Raw genomic sequence first — 17,524 nt, forward strand, 5'->3', positions numbered from 1 at the left:
TATCCGCCAAAAACACTTCAAATCCTGATCATTTGTAATGGGATAGAGTTTTGACAACAAATTGCTAAGATTTTCAATAAAAATTAATAAGTTATGTTAATTTTTACTGATACATTTCTGTGTTGGTCTAATTTTGATATGGAGCTATTGTTAACGATTTTTTATCGTTCATCTAGTTTTTGCATGATGATATTTTTGATTTATGTGGAGTTAGACACGATTTGTAAATGATTTGCAATGCATCGTAAATTCAAACCAATAGCAGAGATTATTGGATTGATAATATCTCCTATCATACCTTTCAAGAAGTTTCTACCCATCCGACCATATTGCTTTAAGTGACCTATTATTGGTTCTATGGCACTGCGTCTCTTGATCATAGACTTGTCCTCTTGTAACAACTTCTTCCGCGTTTTTGGGGTATATACCTTACTCTTCTCCTTTACATTGCTACCACTATACCCAAGATCAACAAATGATTTCTTTATCTTGATTCCAGTGACACTCTCTACTGCTTCAAAGCTCTGATGCAATGTATGACCATCATAAGGATTATTATGAAACGATTTTGCGGATAAAACAAAATTTCTACGACCACTTACTACTACCGCTACTTTATTGCCAAACTCATATGGCTTGTTGCGTTTTCCCTTTCCTATACACTCTACTTCAGGGGCATGAAAACTATATCAGGAGTTTCGCACTTAGCAAATAATATGCTAATCTAGAGAAAAATAGTTTTAGATAAAAATGACAAGATCAAAATGTAGCAAAGATTTATATAAATCATTCTTACAAGCAAGTAGTGTAAGATATACTAGCAAAGCATTATCTGAAGTAAGTCCATTAGATCTATCGCACGATAGTGCAAGTCGATGGTTAAAGAGTAAGGATTTTCGCCCTAGCGAAATCTATAGCAAAGTGTCAAAATATATTGATCTGGAAGATCCTTGTTTATTAGTGGGAGATGACACCTTATTGTCAAAGCAATACAGTAAGAGGATCGAGCTTGTAAATTATCAATATTCTGGGGCTGTACATGATGTTATACCTGGTATAGGAATGGTAAACTTACTGCATTACAATACTCAAATTGATCAATCTACTCCTGTAGATTATAGAATATATGATAAAGAAACTGATGGTAAAACAAAGAACGAGCATTTTTGTGATATGCTTACTTTAGCTAAAGAAAGAGGTATCAAGCCTGATGCTATAGTTATGGATGCTTGGTATAGTGGTTTGGATAATTTAAAACATATACGTAATTTAGGTTGGATATGGGTTACCAACCTAAGAAAAAATAGAAAAGTTAATCGTAATGTTAGCTTGGAAACTTTAGAGATTCCCGATGAAGGGCTAAAAATTCACCTACGTGGATACGGTTGGGTTACGGTATTTAAGTTTGTGGCAAAAAATGGTCGCATTGATTACATAACAACTAATTTAGAGAATCCTACACGTGAGTAAATAGAGAAAATTGTTAAGGCGCGTTGGTCTATAGAAGTTTATCATCGAGAATTGAAACAAACTTGTGGTATTGAATGCTGTCAGGCACGCACGGGTCGAGCTCAAAGAAATCATATTTGCCTTGCTGTATTGGCCTGGCTTGATATGAACAAAAGGAGGATAAATGAAAACATTACTTTATATCAACAAACTTGGGAAGTTATAAAAACATCAATTCAGAACAACATTAAATGGCTTCTAACTAATACACAATTTTGCTAAGTGCGAAACTCCTGTATATAATACTTTGTTATCTTCTTTATATTGCTTTTTAGCTTCTCTTTTTAAAACAGATTGGTTATGTATTTGTTTTATTTTTTGCAATACTTCTTGATTTTTGAGAGACAAGTTTAATTGCTTATTTTTGATCTCACGCTCACATACTCTAATCAAACGACCCAGTAATATTTTTAAATGCTTCATTATTTTCCAACGCTTCTTGGCTTTACTATGTTCTTTATATTTCCATAGCTTTACTATATCGCGTTTATAGGTTCTAGCGTATGTTTCATTCAAATGTATACCCAAACTGTTGCAAAGCTTTACTATGCTAAGCCTAGCTTTATCCATTAAATAAACATCGTGTGGGTGTTTGATATTCTTAATTTGTACAGTCGTATCAGCGATGATTAATTCCAAATCTTTTTTTTTAATTGTGTTAGTTTTTATCCCAACCCTGATCAACTCCGATAATATCTCATTATATCCAGCTTCACCTAATACACTACGAAACCGTCGTATACTAGTTTCCGAGATAGCTATGTCTTTTTCTATATATTCCCACCCGCAGAAATACTGCCAATACATATTCTCTTTTAGCTCTTCCTCTGATAATGAATCTGAAAAATTATACATTGCTTGTAGCATCGTTATGCCAAGCATCACTCTATGACATTTTCTATTTCTACCAAATTTCTTAATACAAACATTTTTTGATAACCACTCTTCGAGCCTAGACCAATTTATTAATTCTCTTAATTTATATAGCTTATTATTTGGGTTTAATTCTTCTTTTAATTTATAACCAAACAGTTTCCCTTGTTCTTGCGATTTGATAATGTTGTCTATTGGCATTGACTGAAATCCATAAGGTTTATGACCATATTTTATCATTTTCTTACGGATTGTTGTATTACTTCTTGTCTTAAAACCATATTATCTATAAGGCTTGTAGAGTTTTGGCGGACGGACTAGATAGAAAGCTTATAGATAAAGGGTTTAAAGGAGATTAATGTTGAGTTATGATAGATTTTTTTAATCTCTCAGGGTTTAATTCCCCGAAGCTCTGCTTCGTGATATCATAAGAAACAACTAAAACTTTTTTAGATACCTCGTAGCTCTGCTGCGAGGAGCATCATTTACTTCTAATATAGGCTCAACAATTTGACTAACGAATATTAGAATTACCCTCAACGAACATTAAAATTACCTATAAAAAAGAAGTAACTATGGACAGTAAAATCGAATAAAAATTTATTTTTAAATATTTAAATATTATTCGAGAATTACTGATGACATGTACAAATAACCAAGTAGGTATTTTAATGCAAAAGATCAAAAAATATAATCAGATAATTTCTGCTGCAAAAGCAGGTATGAGTGTAAAAACGGCACGTAAGTATTTACGTATTAATAAGTATCCAAGCGAATTACGCACAATACGTAAATATAGGACACGTAAGGATCCATTTGTGAAGCACTGGGATGAAATAGAATCAATGCTAGAATCAGCACCGGAGTTGCAAGCAACTACCATATTAGCATATTTGACAGAAAAGTATCATGGGAATTATAATGGGAAGCAATTACGCTGTTTGCAGAAAAGGTTGAAACAATGGAGAGCTGCACATGGTAAGGATAAGACAGTAATCTTTTTACAAAATATTCTTCCTGGCAAACAGAGTCAGTCTGATTGGACCAATATGAATCAATTGGGTATTTGTATTGGTGGGCAACCATATCCTCACTTACTATTTCATTTTATGTTGCCTTATTCATGTTGGGAAACTTTTAGCATATGCCATAGTGAAAGTTTTGATACATTAGCATCAGGGTTTGAAAAAGCTGTATGGGAGTTAGGTTGAGTTTTACCAGAGCATCGTACAGATAATTTAAGTGCAGCTACCAAGCAATGTGGTAATAGTAGACAATTTACAGAAAGATGGCAAGAATTGCTTGGTTATTACAATGTTGCACCATCGCGAAATAATCCAGGCGTCAGTCATGAAAATGGTTCTGTTGAAAAAAGTCATGATACATTTAAGCAAGCAGTGAATCAACATCTGCTATTACGTGGATCACGTAATTTTGTTGATTTAAAAGCTTATGAATTATTCCTTACACAAATTAAAGAAAAGCGAAATAGCTGTAGAAAAGAAAAATTAGCTGAAGAATTAGTTCATTTAAAAGAGTTACCAATCAGGAAATGGAATGCACCTACAATATTATCAGTACGTGTTAATCCAAGCAGTACAGTTAGTATTTTATCTGTAGCTTATTCTGTGCCTAGTCGCTTAATAGGTTATACTTTAAAAGCTTATATTTATTCTGAAGAAATAGAGCTTTACTATGGTAACAAATGTTTACAAAAAATGTCTAGAATCAGCAATGGCTATGTTATTGATTATAGACATATTATTGATAGTTTAGTACGTAAACCTGGAGCATTTGTTCAATATCAATATTATGAAGCTTTATTCCCACGTGCTATATTTCGTCAGGTATATGACCAGCTTATCTCTATATATCCATATAAAGGGCATAAAATATATCTTAAAATATTACAATTAGCAAAAATGTATGGAGAATTGAATGTAGTTACTGCATTAGAAGTGCTATTAGAAAAGAAGATTGAGCCAATAATTGATCATATTACAGATTTACTAAATAGCCAGACTCAAACTGTTTGTTCAGTAAAAATTAATCAACCAATACTGTCTGAATATGATCAATTACATTGCTTTAAAACAATGGAGGTTGCATGAGTAAACAGATAATAACTCCGCAACCGCTAAATAATTTACTCAAGAACCTTTGCTTACCTACTTTTGCATCGTGCTATAAATCAGTTGCAGAAAGCTTTGAGCAAGAAAAGAAAACATATATAGATTATCTACAGGAGTTAGCCATACGTGAGTTAGAACATAGACAACAACAACGTATTGCCAGATTGCTGAAGCAAGCAAAACTCTCTCGAGATAAGTTATTAAGCAACTTTGATATTAAGCGTATCCCAGGATTATCGCCAACTAAGATCCAATATCTTGCACAAGGAGAATTTATGGATCGCTATGAAAATATACTTATTTTTGGTAATCCTGGCACTGGCAAAAGTCATCTTAGTATAGGTTTAGCACGTGAGTGGTGTCTTGCTGGTAGACGTGTATTATATACAACAGCAGCTAATTTGGTTCAACAATTACTAGAAGCAAAGCTTAGTTTAAAACTTAAGCAAATTATTAAAAAATTCGATTATTTTGAAATATTGATAATTGATGATATATCATATGTACCATATAATCGTGAAGAAACTGATGTTTTATTTACCTTATTAACCTGAATTCTGGATTAATCTAGGTTTGGAAGTAAGTATTTACAAGGGATAGAAGATACTCTATATAATTTTTAGCAAAAAAACAAGAGTATCCCCATGAAGAAAGATATTACTGCATTATTTTGTTTTGTCGATGATTTTTGTAAAATTAGCGAGCAGTGGATTAATAAATCATTTCTACCATTAATTAATAAAAACCCTACAAGAAAGCCTGAAATAAGCTATTCTGAGCTGTTAACAATAGTGCTTTTATACCATCAATCACCTTGTAAAAACTTTAAATATTTTTATATGTCCTATCTACAATTATATAAATCAGACTTTGTAACTCTTCCATCATATACTCGTTTTATAGCTCTAAAACCAAGAGTTCTGAGTTATTGAGTTTTATTACTTGAATGGTATATGCAGGCAGCTCAATCTACGGGAGTTTCTTATATTGACGCCACATCTTTAGAGGTTTGTCATCGAAAAAGAATCTCTCGTAATAAAGTCTTTGCCGGTATTGCTGCTTTGGGTAAAACAACAAAAAGTTGGTTTTTTGGTCTAAAATTACATTTGGTTAATGATGCTCCTCGCAGCAGAGCTACGAGGTATCTAAAAAAGTTTTAGTTGTTTCTTATGATATAGCTAACGCGGAAAGGTTTTTACCATAGTTTTTGTATTTACTCACATATTCACCAGATCTAAATCCTATTAAACATTGCTGGACTAACTTTAAAAACTGTTTACGTAAAATTATTGATCAATGCCTAAGTTTTTCCTAATCTGTGGTAGAAACATTTCCGTGTTAGCTATATCACGAAGCAGAGCTTCGGGGAATTAAACCCTGAGAGATTAACGAAAAAGGTGAGATTCAAGGTCTAAAACTAACGCCTGGTAATGTAGATGATAGAGCGCCGGTTTCGATAATCACCAAACATATCACGGGATTATTGTTTGGCGATAAGGGTTATATCAAACAGGAGCTCTTTGATGATCTATACAGCAAAGGAATCAAGTTAGTAACTGGCATAAAGAAGAAAATGAAGAATAAACTTATGCCATTATTTGAAAAAATATTATTACGCAAACGCTCAATTATCGAAACAGTATTTAGTGTGCTGAAGGGTGCTTTCGAGCTCGAACATACAAGACATAGATCAATTTGGAATGCCTTTGTACATATCTTATCCGCCCTAATTGCATACTGTATGAAACCTAACAAACCTGCTATATCTCAAAATTAGCTAATCCAGAATTCAGGTTATTAGTACTGTGACATTATGACTCTTATGTATATAACTGCTTTCTTCCATTCAAGTAGTATATCACGAAGCAGAGCTTCGGGGAATTAAAAAAAGTGGCGAGTGTATCAATCTATAATTTGTATTATATATCAAATAATTTACTTTAAATTGTAGAAATATCGCTTTTAAGCTGATAAAAGCACTAAATATTTAACTTTAAATATAAATTTTTACTTTAGTCAGAAAAATTAGCATTTTTGTCAAAACTTTAGTTGAAATCCTTTAAACCTATATGTATATTTAGGTATTAACTGAATTTTAAGTTCTTATGAAATTAGCAAAAATATTAAGTGCCCTTTTATGCTTAGGGCTAATTCTAAACGGATGTAAAAGCAAAAAAAGTAACGATGATTTAGTTACTCCTATTTCTACTCTTTATAATGAGGGCGTTACTCTGCTTGAGAAAAAGAAGTATAAAAATGCTGCTGAAGAATTTGGAAAAATATTTTATCAGCATCCGGGTCATGAATTTACGCCGCAAGCAGAGTTGATGCAGGCATACTCATTATTCCTTGCTACTCAATATGAAGAGGCAGTTGATGTACTTGATATTTTCATTAATTTACATCCTGCAAATGTTGATATTGCTTATGCATATTACCTTAAAGCTCTTTCATATTATATGCTAATTTCTGATGTGAATCATGATCAATCTAGAACTTTCTTGGCTAACGATAGTTTTGAAGATCTAATTACAAAATTCCCAAATACTAAATATGCTATTGATTCATCTTTAAAAATTGATTTAGTAAATGACCATTTGGCTGGTAAAGAGTTAACAATTGGTAGATTCTATTTAAAGAAAAAGAATCCAATGGCAGCAATTAATCGATTTGAAGAAGTAGTCGAAAATTATCAAACTACCTCTCATTGTGTAGAAGCACTTTATCGTTTAACTGAAAGCTATATGATGCTTGGATTGCCAGATGAGGCAATGAAATATGCTTCGGTTCTTGGTCATAACTATCCGGATAGTAAATGGTATAGTTATGCATATAGATTAATTAAAGGATACAATATTGGCAAATAAATAGTATGTATACGAAGATCAATTTCAAAAAGAGCAAGGAATCCACAAGACGAGGAACGGAGCGTATATTAATACGTGAGTACCGGAGTACTTGTAGGACGACGACGCCAATTTTTGAAATTCATCGAGTAGACTATGTTTCATAGTCTTTCAGTGAGAAACTTTATTCTGATAGACGAGTTAGAAATCGAATTTACTAATAGTTTATGCGTTATTACCGGTGAAACCGGTGCCGGTAAATCTATTTTACTTGATGCTATTTTATTTTGTTTAGGCTATAAAACTTCAAGTGCCGGCATAATAAAGCATGGGAAAGATTATGCAGCCGTTAATATGGTCTTTTCATTAAATGATGAAATAAAAAATTTCCTAACTCAAAATTTTATTGAATTAGAGGAATCGCTACTTATAAAATGTGTCCAAAAAGCAGAAGGACGCAAAAATTTCTTTATCAATAATCAAGTAGTTAACAAAGCTATTATGCAACAATTAGCTACTTATTTATTTGAACTTCACGGACAAAACAATAATATTTCTCTTTTAGAAATCAATACGCAGCGTGATATTTTAGATAATTTTGGAGATCTTTTAGAACTTCGTATGCAGCTTGCCAAGTGTTATCAAGCGTGGCAGAATATCCGTAATGAAATTGCTGCAATAGCACTTAAACAAAATTCCATAGAACAAGAAATTGATTATTTGAACTTCGTAACCGAAGAGCTGATTAAGCTTAATGTTCAAACAGGCGAAGAAGAGCAGCTAACAAATATACGAAAAGATTTGCAGCTAATCAAAGATATTCTTGAGCAAGTTAATCTCTCAGGGTTTAATTCCCCGAAGCTCTGCTTCGTGATATACTACTTGAATGGAAGAAAGCAGTTATATACATAAGAGTCATAATGTCACAGTACTAATATATCATTTAGTAACGCCGGCAAAGTATAGAAGAGTAATATTCAGTCAAGAACTAGATGATTATTTGTGTAAAATTTGTGAGCACATAGAAGATCGTTATGAAATTAGATTTTTAGAAATAGGAGTAGATAAAGATCACGTACATTTTTTATTACAGTCAATACCAATGTATAGCCCAACCAAAATAACTCAAATCATAAAAAGTATTACTTCTAAGAAAATGTTTGAGAAATATCCAAATCTTAAAGAAAAATTATGGGGAAGTGAGTTTTGGAGTAAAGGATATTTTATGAGCACAGTAGGTAAACATGGTGATGAGCAGAAATTACGTAATTATGTACAGAATCAAGGTTCAGGCAAACCTTCTTATAAAGCATTTCAACAAAAACAGTTAAAGCTTTTTGGATAGATACCTCGTAGCTCTGCTGCGAGGAGCATCATTAATCCTGAAATAAATAACTCAATTAGTAAAGCGGAAAAGCTATTAGCAAAGCAAAGCCAAAATGAAGAATTCGTAAATATTTCTACAAATCTCGAAGAAGCTTATAATAATTGAGAAGAGGCAAGACAAAATTTATCGAATCTTCTAGAAAATTTTAACAAGTTAGATTATAACCTTGAAGAAATAGAAGAAAGATTATTTGCAATAAAAGCAATTAGTCGGAAATATAATGTTTCTGCTGACGCACTTAAGACATTTTTAGAGGAATCTTTAAATCAGCTAAATAGCTTGAAAGGGAAAATAGCAAATCAAGCAGAATTGCAAGTGCAAGAAGCAAAATTAAGTACAGAATATTATAAACTTGGTAAGGATTTATCGGGCAAACGTCTTGTGGCAGCAAAGCGTTTAGAAGAAGTGCTGCACCATGAATTAAAGCAATTAAAAATGGAAAACGCTACTTTTCATGTTAATATAGCAGAAAGAAAAGAAGCGGCAGCATATGGCATAGATGATATAGTTTTTAAAGCTTCCACCAACCCGGGGATGTCTCCTCCCAGAGGCAATTAATAACATCGCTTCGGGCGGTGAATTATCAAGATTTATGCTTGCTTTAAAAACTGCCTTATTTAATCCCTGTTGGGTTAAATTCCCCGTGGCTTGCCACGATTATTAAAATGGTTAAACCTGCTATTATATTCGATGAAATAGATGTGGGAATTGGCGGTGAGGTTGCAGATAAAGTTGGTGAAAGGCTCACAAAGCTTAGCTCAGCTACGCAAGTGATAGTTATAACGCACCAGCCTCAAGTAGCGGGAAAAGCAGATCTGCATATGAAAATTGAGAAAACGCAATTAGAGAAAGAAACAAAGGTAACGGTAAAAGCTTTAAATTTAGCCGAAAGACAGCAGGAACTTGCCCGCATGATTTCAGGTAAAGCAATTACTGAGGCAAGCTTAAAGGCGGCTAAGGAACTACTTTGTCATCCCGTGGTCAAGCCACGGGATGACAAAGAGAAACCATATAATAAAGCTCCTTGCAATGACAAACAATAATGAACATATGAACAACTACAAAAAACTAGAAAATGAACTTTCAACCATCTCAAACTTTGAAAATATCTCGAGCATATTATATTGGGATATAGCAGTAAATATGCCTATAGGATCAGGGGAAAGTAGGACAAACGAGATGGTATCTTTAACTTCGCTAGTTCATTCTCTGGTTAAATCCCCGTTGCTTAAAGAGTTAGTTAGCAGAGCAAAGGAAGAGGCAAAAAATCTTGATGAATGGCAGAATGCTAATATAAGAGAAATTGAGCGGAAAATATTAGATGCAAATTGTATCGATGAGGAACTACAAAAAAGAATAGTAGCTGCAACTACTAAAGCTGCACTTGTTTGGCGAAAAGCGAGAAAGACTAATGATTATAATTTATTTAAGCCTAATTTGCAGCAAGTTTTAGATTATACAAGAGAAGTTGCTAAAGTACGTGCAGGTGTATTTAATTGCAGTCCTTACGATGCATTAATTGATATGTATGACCCAAGTAGAACAAGCAGCGAGATTAAAAAGGTTTTTTCATATGTTAAAGAAAATCTTTCTGAGCTTATTGGTAAGGTTTTAGAAAAGCAGAAAAGTCACAAAGCACTGGTAAAAAGTACTGAATTAAGTCCTGAAATACAAAAAAATATCGGCAAGCGTATAATGGAAATTATGCAGTTTGATGGGAGCAGAGGGCGGCTTGATGAATCTACTCATCCTTTTTGCGGTGGAACACCAAATGATATACGCTTAACTACCAGATATGATAAAGATCATTTCATAAGCGGCTTAATGGGGATTATTCACGAAACTGGACATGCTTTATATGAGCAGAACTTACCAGAAATGTACAAGGGGCAGCCAGTCGGGCGTGCTAAAGGCATGGCTTTTCACGAAAGTCAGTCTTTGTTTATGGAGATGCAGGTAGGTAGATCAAGAGAATTTACAGAGTTTTTAGCAAAATTACTTCGTGATGAATTTAACCTTAAGTCGGAAGAATATTCGGCAGATAATTTATATAGGGCAATTACGAAAGTTGAGCCGGATTTTATCAGAGTTAACGCTGATGAGGTAACTTACCCGATGCATGTAATATTGCGTTTTGAAATAGAAGAATTACTTATTAGCGGTGAATTAAATCTTGATGCATTGCCAAATTTTTGGGATAGTAAGATGCAGGAATATTTAGGAACAAAACCTAGAAGCTTTAGTGAAGGATGTTTGCAAGATATTCATTGGTCGAGTGGTTGGTTCGGTTATTTTCCAGCTTACACAAACGGGGCAATTATTGCATCAATGGTAATGAAGAAAGTAAAAGAGATAAACAAAAACGTAAAAGATGATATTTTAAAAGGTGACTTTAGTAACTTAAATAATTATTTGAATAAAAATTTCAGAAATTTTGGTTCACTAAAAAATTCGCCTAATTTGCTAAAAAGTACTAGCGGTGAGGAAAGTATAAATCCTGAAATGTTTATTAAGTACTTGGCAGAGAAGTATTTGTAATAAATGAGGTGTCGTCCTTGGGTCAAGTCGTGGGATGACATAGAACATCTCCTCGCAATGACGTTAAAAAATTACATTATCATAAAAATAATATGGAAGAAAATTTAAAAAAGACAGGTTTTTTATTCGGTGGGAACGCTGTTTTTATTGAAGAATTATATAAACAATATTTAGAAAATCCTGCTTCAGTTGATCAAACTTGGCAAGAGTTTTTTAGCTCAGTTAAGGATAGCAATAAGCTTCTTAATAAAAGTACTGCTAAAATAATTTTAAAAGCAGCAGCCACAGAAGAGTCCAAAACTTCAGAAAATCCTGTGTCCACCACAAATAATTTTAATGTTGGTGCGATGATAAAAAATTATCGTAAATATGCCCATTATCTTGCAAAGCTAGACCCGCTTGGGCTTGAAGTTACTAAAACTAAAGAAGATTTAAAGCTTGGTATAGAGAATTTTGGTTTTACAAATGATCAGCTTAGTAAAGTAATAGAACATAAATTTTTAGATAAAACGTATAGCTTAGGTGAGTGGGTTAATTTTCTTGATAAAATTTATGCAGGTTCTATTGGAGTTGAATTTGAGCAGGTAGAAAATGCGGAAGAAAAAAATTGGTTATATTCTAAATTAGAATCAGGTGTCATTTCATTTTCCTCTGAAGAAAAGAAAAATATCCTAAATGACTTAGTAGAAGTAGAAGGATTTGAGCAATATCTACATACAAAATTCCCAGGAGCTAAGCGTTTTGCGGTAGAGGGCGGTGATGCTTCCATAGTTGCCATGAATAAGGCTATTGATTTATCTCTGCATCAAGGTGTGGAAGAGATCGTTATAGGAATGGCTCATCGTGGAAGATTAAACACGCTAACTAAAGTAGTTGGTAAACCTTACAGAGCCGTTATTGCAGGCTTTATAAGCGGTAACGTTTTTCCTGATGAGTTAAATGTTTCAGGTGACGTAAAATATCATTTAGGCTATTCGTCAGACAGAGTTATAGATAATAAGAAAATACATTTGTCACTAGCTGATAACCCGTCACATTTAGAAGCTGTAAACCCAATAGTTGCAGGTAAAGTAAGAGCAAAACAGGACATACTTAAAGATCCTAAACGCAGTAAAGTCAAAGCTATTTTAGTCCATGGTGATGCTGCTTTTTGTGGTCAAGGAGTTGTGGCAGAAAGCTTATCTATGTCACCACTAGCTGCTTATAATATTGGCGGAGTTCTACATTTTGTAATTAACAACCAGCTAGGTTTTACAGCTAATGCTGCAGATACCAGAGCCAGCAGATATTCTACGGAATTTGCAAAAATAATAGCAGCCCCGATTTTACATGTTAATGGCGATGATATAGAAGCAGTATTAAAAGCTACAAATATTGCAGTAGAATATAGGCAAAAATTTGGCAAAGATATTATCGTCGAAATTATTTGCTACCGAAAATATGGGCATAATGAGGGCGATGAGCCAATGTATACACAAGGCAAAATGTATAACATCATCAAGAGTAAGCTAACGCCTGGAAATATTTATGCAAATGAGCTAGTGAAAGGTGGCGTAATCGATAATAATTATTTTGCTAAATTAAAAGAACAGTTTAAAGCAAAATTAGATAAGGAATATGAGCAGGCTAAGAATTATAAACAAGAAGCTCATTTTTTAGGTGGTTTATGGCAAGGTATTACGCGCACTCGCACGCAAGCGGCAGTAACAGGAATAGATAAAAAGACCTTACAAAATCTAGGGACTAAGCTATGTGAAATGCCGAAAAATTTTGCCGTTAATCCAAAATTGGTTAAATTATTTGATGCTCGAAAAGCTGCTTTAACAGCAGATCAGCCTATTGATTGGGCAACAGCTGAGCAGCTCGCCTTTGCAAGTTTACTTACATCTGGTACTAATATAAGATTAACAGGACAAGATTCAGGACGTGGTACTTTCTCGCATCGTCATTCGGTGTTACACAGCCAAGTTGATGATACTACTTATATACCTCTAAATAATTTGTCCAAAGAGCAAGCAACATATCAAGTAGCAGATAGTAATTTATCTGAATATGCTGTGCTTGGTTTTGAGTATGGTTATTCACTCGCAAACCCAAAAAATCTAGTTTTATGGGAAGCACAGTTTGGCGATTTTGCTAACGGAGCTCAGATTATTTTCGATCAGTTCATTTCAAGCAGTGAAACAAAATGGCTTCGCATGAGTGGGCTCGTAGTTTTACTACCGCATGGCTTTGAGGGGCAAGGACCGGAACATAGTTCAGCAAGGCTTGAGAGATTCCTGCAGCTAGCAGCTGAGGATAATATGTATGTTACATATCCTACTACTCCTGCTTCAATTTTCCATCTGCTTCGTCGTCAAATAATTGATAATATTAGAAAGCCTTTAATCGTGATGTCACCGAAATCTTTGTTGCGTCATAAGAATGTCGTTTCTAAACTTGATGAATTAGGTGGTAATACTACTTTCTTGCCGGTTTTAGATGAAGTAAATAAACTAGAAGCAAGCAATATTACTAAAGTAATTTTATGTAGTGGTAAGGTATATTATGATTTATTCGCAATGCGTGGCAGTAATAGTAATATAGCAATTATTAGGCTTGAACAATTATACCCATTTGAAAAAAAGGTTGTAGTAGAGCTGTTAAAAAAATATAATAAAGCAAGTGAATTTATTTGGTGTCAGGAAGAGCCGATGAATATGGGAGCTTGGAGATATATAACCTCTCACCTAAATAATGCTTTAAAAGAAGCAGGAATTAATAATGAATTCAAATATATAGGTAGAGAAGAATCAGCATCCCCAGCAGTTGGCTCACTACAAGCCCATAATAAGCAGCAAGAAAAATTATTAAAAGAAGCCTTAGGAGTAAAATAATATGGGTGTTAAAATTATAGTGCCGTCTCTCGGTGAATCGGTAACAGAAGCGACTATTGCCAAGTGGTATAAGAAAGAGGGCGATGCTGTTAAAACCGATGAATTATTATTGGAAATTGAAACTGAGAAAGTAACATTAGAAGTTAATTCCCCGTGCAATGGTACTATAGGTAAAATAATAAAAGCTGACGGAGCAAATGTTGCAGTTGGTGAAGAAATAGGCGATATAAATGAGGGGGAAGCTGTAGCAACAAATAGTAACGAAGCAGCAAAACCTCAAACAGCTCCCCAGCCTGTTCCAGACAAAGTACCAGAAAAGCCAGCAGTATTTAACAATACCCTCGCTCCATCTGTGCAGAAATTAGTTACTGAAAATAAGCTTGATCCAAAGAATATAAAGGGAACAGGCAAAGATGGTAGAATTACCAAAGGCGATGTATTAGAGACTATGAACGCTCCTGCCCCTACCGCTACTCCTACTACTTCTTCAGCTAAAACTAATGAAGAAAGAGTGCAGCGTGTGCGTATGTCACGTTTACGTAAAACCATAGCACAACGTCTCAAAGATTCACAAAATACAGCTGCTATTTTGACTACCTTTAACGAAATAGATATGTCAAAAGTGATAGCTCTGCGTGGTAAGTATAAAGATGAGTTTGAGAAAAAGCACGGCATAAAGCTTGGCTTTATGTCATTCTTTGTTAGAGCAACTATCGAAGCTTTAAAGCTTATTCCGTCAGTAAATGCTGAGATAGATGGTGATGATTTAGTATATAAAAATTATTATGATATAGGTGTAGCAGTTGGAACAGAGCAAGGTCTTGTCGTACCAGTTGTTAGAGATGCGGACAAAATGGGATTTGCTGATATTGAAAAGACAATAGGGGGACTAGCTAAAAAAGCAAGAGATGGTAAGCTTTCTATGGCTGATTTATCAGGTGGCACATTCTCGATTTCTAATGGTGGTGTATATGGTTCGCTTTTATCTACTCCTATTATTAATCCGCCTCAATCTGGTATTTTAGGACTACATAAAACTGAGGAAAGAGTAGTGGCTATAGATGGTAAAATTGAAATACGTCCGATGATGTATATAGCTCTATCATACGATCACCGCATAATTGATGGAAAGGAAGCTGTGTCATTCTTAGTAAAAATTAAGGAGCTGATTGAAAATCCAGAGAAACTATTATTAAATTTGTAATAAGTATATAATAATGATAAAATGTACTCGTCGTATTGAGTTCGATGCAGGGCATAGAATTATCGGTCATCAAAATAAATGTCAATATCTGCACGGTCATCGCTATGTTCTCGAAATAACTATAGCAGCAAAAAATACTGATGAACTTGGTATGGTAGTAGATTTTGGCTTGATTAAAGATTTAGCTAAAGGCTGGGTTGATGAAAATTTTGACCATAGCCTAATCTTGCATCAGGATGATAAAGAAATCGGGCAGAAAATAGAAAGTCACACAGGTCAGAAAGTATATTATTTAAAGAATAATCCGACGGCAGAAAATATTGCTCTGCATTTAAAAAATGAGATTTTCCCTAAGCTTTTTGAAAGTCAAAAATTCTTGGTTACTAATATAAAACTATTCGAAACACCTAATTGCTTTGTTGAGGTCTAAGCGTGCAAGAGTTTTGCTTAGTTTTGACCACGACTAATGATTTACAAATTGCTGAAAAAATAGCCTCTCTATTATTAGAGCTAGATCTTGCTGCTTGCATACAAATTGATGATGTAAAAAGTTACTTTAAATGGGAAAGAAAAGTAAACTTTGAAAAAGAATATAGCATTATAATTAAAACAAAATCTTCTAATTATAAAGAAATTGAAAATAAAATCCTTGAAATTCATAATTATGAATTACCGCAAATAATAAAAATAAATATTGACTGCGGCTTTCAAAAATACTTAGAATGGGTTAATCAAAATTGTAAATAAACCTATGATTGAATTAAAATTAAATTAAGTAAGTATATTCGGAGTAAAAAATGAAATTATGGCAAAAAGTTACCTTAGGTCTAATCTTCGGTATTATATTCGGTATTTACCTACCGCAATATGTTGATTATATTAAGCCAGTCGGTGACATATTTTTACGTTTGATAAAAATGATCATTGCACCGCTAATTTTCTTTAGCTTGGTTTCAGGCATTACTAGTATGAATGATACTTCTGCACTTGGCAGGGTAGGCATGAAAGCGGTAGTAGCCTTTTTAGGAACTACTTTTTTTGCTACGGTTTTTGGTCTTGCTGTTGCTGCAATATTGAAACCTGGCGTAGGCATGCATATATATTTTTCTCCTTCTGGCTCTAGCAAGGTTGAGAGAACATCATTTAACATAATAGATTTCTTTGTAAATATAGTACCTGATAATGCTGTTGGTGCTTTTGCAAATGGTGATGTTTTGCAAGTAGTATTTTTTGCTGTCTTTGTTGGTATTACCTTAAATAAAATGAAAGCAGCAGCGGAACCTATTACTGATTTAATACATTTAATGTCGAAATTAGTACTAAAAATGATATCATTTGTTATTCAATTATCACCTTATGGTGCTTTTGCTCTAACAGCTTGGATTATAGGTACGCAAGGTATAGAAGTAATGATAAGCCTTTCAAAGCTTGTTATAGCGGTTGTTGTGGCAATGACATGTCAATATCTAGTATTCGGTTTGCTTATATATATATTTTGTCGTGTATCCCCTATACCTTTTTACAAGAAAAGCTTTGAGTATCAGATACTCGCTTTTTCTACCTCAAGTAGCAAAGCAACTCTTTCAACTACTATGCAAGTTTGTCGTGAGAAACTTGGGATTTCAGAGTCTAGTACCTCGTTTGTATTGCCGATAGGTGCTTCAATTAATATGGATGGCTTTGCTATAAATTTATCGCTTACCACTATCTTTTTTGCTCAAATGATGGGCGTAACGCTTGCTCCGCATGATTATTTAGTGATTATTTTAACCTCAACCCTTGGCTCAATTGGCGGTGCTGGTATTCCTGGGGCTTCATTAATCATGCTGCCTATGGTGCTTTCATCAGTACATTTACCGATTGAGGGTGTAGCAATTATTGCAGGTATTGACCGTATACTTGATATGTTACGCACTACCATTAATATCACCGGTGATGCAACAATTACTATGCTTGTCGATAATAGTGAGGGGACTTTAGATAAAGAGGTATATCTTTCTTAAGTTGTCAAGGAGGCATTGTTGCGTAGATCATTTTCTCGTCATTGCGAGGAAAAACTGTAAGTTTTGACGAAGCAATCTCATCATTATTTCCTGAGATTGCCACGTCGCTTCGCGCTCCTCGCAATGACGACGTTGCATCCACGCAACAACGCCTAC

The 17,524-nt window shown here is 34.0% G+C and carries 13 protein-coding genes and 5 pseudogenes; 16 read left to right on the forward strand and 2 right to left on the reverse strand.

What is annotated here, in order from left to right; all coding sequences use genetic code 11:
- Positions 1-200: 200 nt before the first annotated feature.
- Entirely contained in the window at positions 201-659 is a 459-nt protein-coding gene (locus AAHI98_RS01450) for a transposase (RefSeq protein ID WP_342224960.1), read from the reverse strand.
- Positions 660-750: 91 nt separating this feature from the next.
- Here AAHI98_RS01450 and AAHI98_RS01455 point away from each other — a divergent pair.
- A pseudogene (locus tag AAHI98_RS01455) lies at positions 751-1,731 on the forward strand (IS701 family transposase).
- Here the strand turns inward: AAHI98_RS01455 and AAHI98_RS01465 are convergent.
- Positions 1,708-2,622: a transposase gene (locus AAHI98_RS01465; RefSeq protein ID WP_342224828.1), complete on the reverse strand. Its 915-nt coding sequence runs from the start codon at positions 2,620-2,622 to the stop codon at positions 1,708-1,710. The pseudogene AAHI98_RS01455 and the gene AAHI98_RS01465 overlap by 24 nt on opposite strands.
- A gap of 398 nt (positions 2,623-3,020) precedes the next feature.
- Here AAHI98_RS01465 and AAHI98_RS01470 point away from each other — a divergent pair, with 398 nt between their 5' ends.
- The 15 genes and pseudogenes from AAHI98_RS01470 to AAHI98_RS01540 all read left to right on the forward strand — a co-directional run bounded on the left by AAHI98_RS01470 (position 3,021) and on the right by AAHI98_RS01540 (position 17,368).
- Positions 3,021-3,593 (forward strand): hypothetical protein, encoded by a 573-nt coding sequence (locus tag AAHI98_RS01470; RefSeq protein ID WP_342224829.1) that lies wholly within the window; start codon positions 3,021-3,023, stop codon positions 3,591-3,593.
- An 87-nt stretch (positions 3,594-3,680) separates the two neighbouring features.
- Complete coding sequence (locus AAHI98_RS01475) at positions 3,681-4,493, forward strand: Mu transposase domain-containing protein (RefSeq protein ID WP_342224830.1); 813 nt, start codon at positions 3,681-3,683, stop codon at positions 4,491-4,493.
- Positions 4,490-5,068, forward strand: a complete 579-nt coding sequence (locus AAHI98_RS01480; RefSeq protein WP_342224831.1) for an ATP-binding protein — start codon at positions 4,490-4,492, stop codon at positions 5,066-5,068. Before AAHI98_RS01475 ends, AAHI98_RS01480 begins: the two co-directional genes overlap by 4 nt.
- A 90-nt stretch (positions 5,069-5,158) precedes the next feature.
- A pseudogene (locus tag AAHI98_RS01485) lies at positions 5,159-5,626 on the forward strand (transposase); the annotation flags it as partial.
- 272 nt (positions 5,627-5,898) lie between these two features.
- Positions 5,899-6,291: pseudogene (locus tag AAHI98_RS01490) on the forward strand (IS982 family transposase); the annotation flags it as partial.
- A 328-nt stretch (positions 6,292-6,619) separates the two neighbouring features.
- Complete coding sequence (locus AAHI98_RS01495) at positions 6,620-7,381, forward strand: outer membrane protein assembly factor BamD (RefSeq protein ID WP_342224832.1); 762 nt, start codon at positions 6,620-6,622, stop codon at positions 7,379-7,381.
- Positions 7,382-7,516: 135 nt separating this feature from the next.
- Positions 7,517-8,215, forward strand: a pseudogene (locus AAHI98_RS01500) (AAA family ATPase); the annotation flags it as partial.
- 31 nt (positions 8,216-8,246) lie between these two features.
- On the forward strand, positions 8,247-8,705 hold the full coding sequence (tnpA, locus tag AAHI98_RS01505) for an IS200/IS605 family transposase (protein ID WP_342224833.1): 459 nt from the start codon (positions 8,247-8,249) through the stop codon (positions 8,703-8,705).
- A gap of 27 nt (positions 8,706-8,732) precedes the next feature.
- A pseudogene (locus tag AAHI98_RS01510) lies at positions 8,733-9,790 on the forward strand (DNA repair protein RecN); the annotation flags it as partial.
- Between the two features lie 7 nt (positions 9,791-9,797).
- Complete coding sequence (locus tag AAHI98_RS01515) at positions 9,798-11,285, forward strand: carboxypeptidase M32 (protein WP_342224834.1); 1,488 nt, start codon at positions 9,798-9,800, stop codon at positions 11,283-11,285.
- A 92-nt stretch (positions 11,286-11,377) separates the two neighbouring features.
- Positions 11,378-14,161, forward strand: coding sequence for a 2-oxoglutarate dehydrogenase E1 component (locus tag AAHI98_RS01520; protein WP_342224835.1), 2,784 nt, complete (start codon positions 11,378-11,380; stop codon positions 14,159-14,161).
- A 1-nt stretch (position 14,162) separates the two neighbouring features.
- Positions 14,163-15,365, forward strand: coding sequence for a 2-oxoglutarate dehydrogenase complex dihydrolipoyllysine-residue succinyltransferase (gene odhB, locus AAHI98_RS01525; RefSeq protein WP_342224836.1), 1,203 nt, complete (start codon positions 14,163-14,165; stop codon positions 15,363-15,365).
- 13 nt (positions 15,366-15,378) lie between these two features.
- Entirely contained in the window at positions 15,379-15,795 is a 417-nt protein-coding gene (locus tag AAHI98_RS01530) for a 6-pyruvoyl trahydropterin synthase family protein (RefSeq protein WP_342224837.1), read from the forward strand.
- Between the two features lie 2 nt (positions 15,796-15,797).
- Positions 15,798-16,112: a divalent-cation tolerance protein CutA gene (gene cutA / locus AAHI98_RS01535; protein WP_342224838.1), complete on the forward strand. Its 315-nt coding sequence runs from the start codon at positions 15,798-15,800 to the stop codon at positions 16,110-16,112.
- Positions 16,113-16,162: 50 nt separating this feature from the next.
- On the forward strand, positions 16,163-17,368 hold the full coding sequence (locus tag AAHI98_RS01540; protein ID WP_342224839.1) for a dicarboxylate/amino acid:cation symporter: 1,206 nt from the start codon (positions 16,163-16,165) through the stop codon (positions 17,366-17,368).
- Positions 17,369-17,524: the final 156 nt, after the last annotated feature.

It is taken from the genome of Rickettsia endosymbiont of Urophora cardui (assembly GCF_964030725.1).
Lineage (GTDB): Bacteria > Pseudomonadota > Alphaproteobacteria > Rickettsiales > Rickettsiaceae > Rickettsia.

Bases quoted from the DNA above. Each gene is read 5' to 3' on its own strand.
- AAHI98_RS01495 (WP_342224832.1), top strand. From the start codon at position 6,620: ATGAAATTAGCAAAAATATTAAGTGCCCTTTTATGCTTAGGGCTAATT.
- AAHI98_RS01540 (WP_342224839.1), top strand. From the start codon at position 16,163: ATGAAATTATGGCAAAAAGTTACCTTAGGTCTAATCTTCGGTATTATA.
- AAHI98_RS01515 (WP_342224834.1), top strand. From the start codon at position 9,798: ATGAACAACTACAAAAAACTAGAAAATGAACTTTCAACCATCTCAAAC.
- AAHI98_RS01520 (WP_342224835.1), top strand. From the start codon at position 11,378: ATGGAAGAAAATTTAAAAAAGACAGGTTTTTTATTCGGTGGGAACGCT.
- AAHI98_RS01480 (WP_342224831.1), top strand. From the start codon at position 4,490: ATGAGTAAACAGATAATAACTCCGCAACCGCTAAATAATTTACTCAAG.
- AAHI98_RS01530 (WP_342224837.1), top strand. From the start codon at position 15,379: ATGATAAAATGTACTCGTCGTATTGAGTTCGATGCAGGGCATAGAATT.
- odhB (WP_342224836.1), top strand. From the start codon at position 14,163: ATGGGTGTTAAAATTATAGTGCCGTCTCTCGGTGAATCGGTAACAGAA.
- AAHI98_RS01470 (WP_342224829.1), top strand. From the start codon at position 3,021: ATGACATGTACAAATAACCAAGTAGGTATTTTAATGCAAAAGATCAAA.
- tnpA (WP_342224833.1), top strand. From the start codon at position 8,247: ATGGAAGAAAGCAGTTATATACATAAGAGTCATAATGTCACAGTACTA.
- AAHI98_RS01465 (WP_342224828.1), bottom strand. From the start codon at position 2,622: ATGATAAAATATGGTCATAAACCTTATGGATTTCAGTCAATGCCAATA.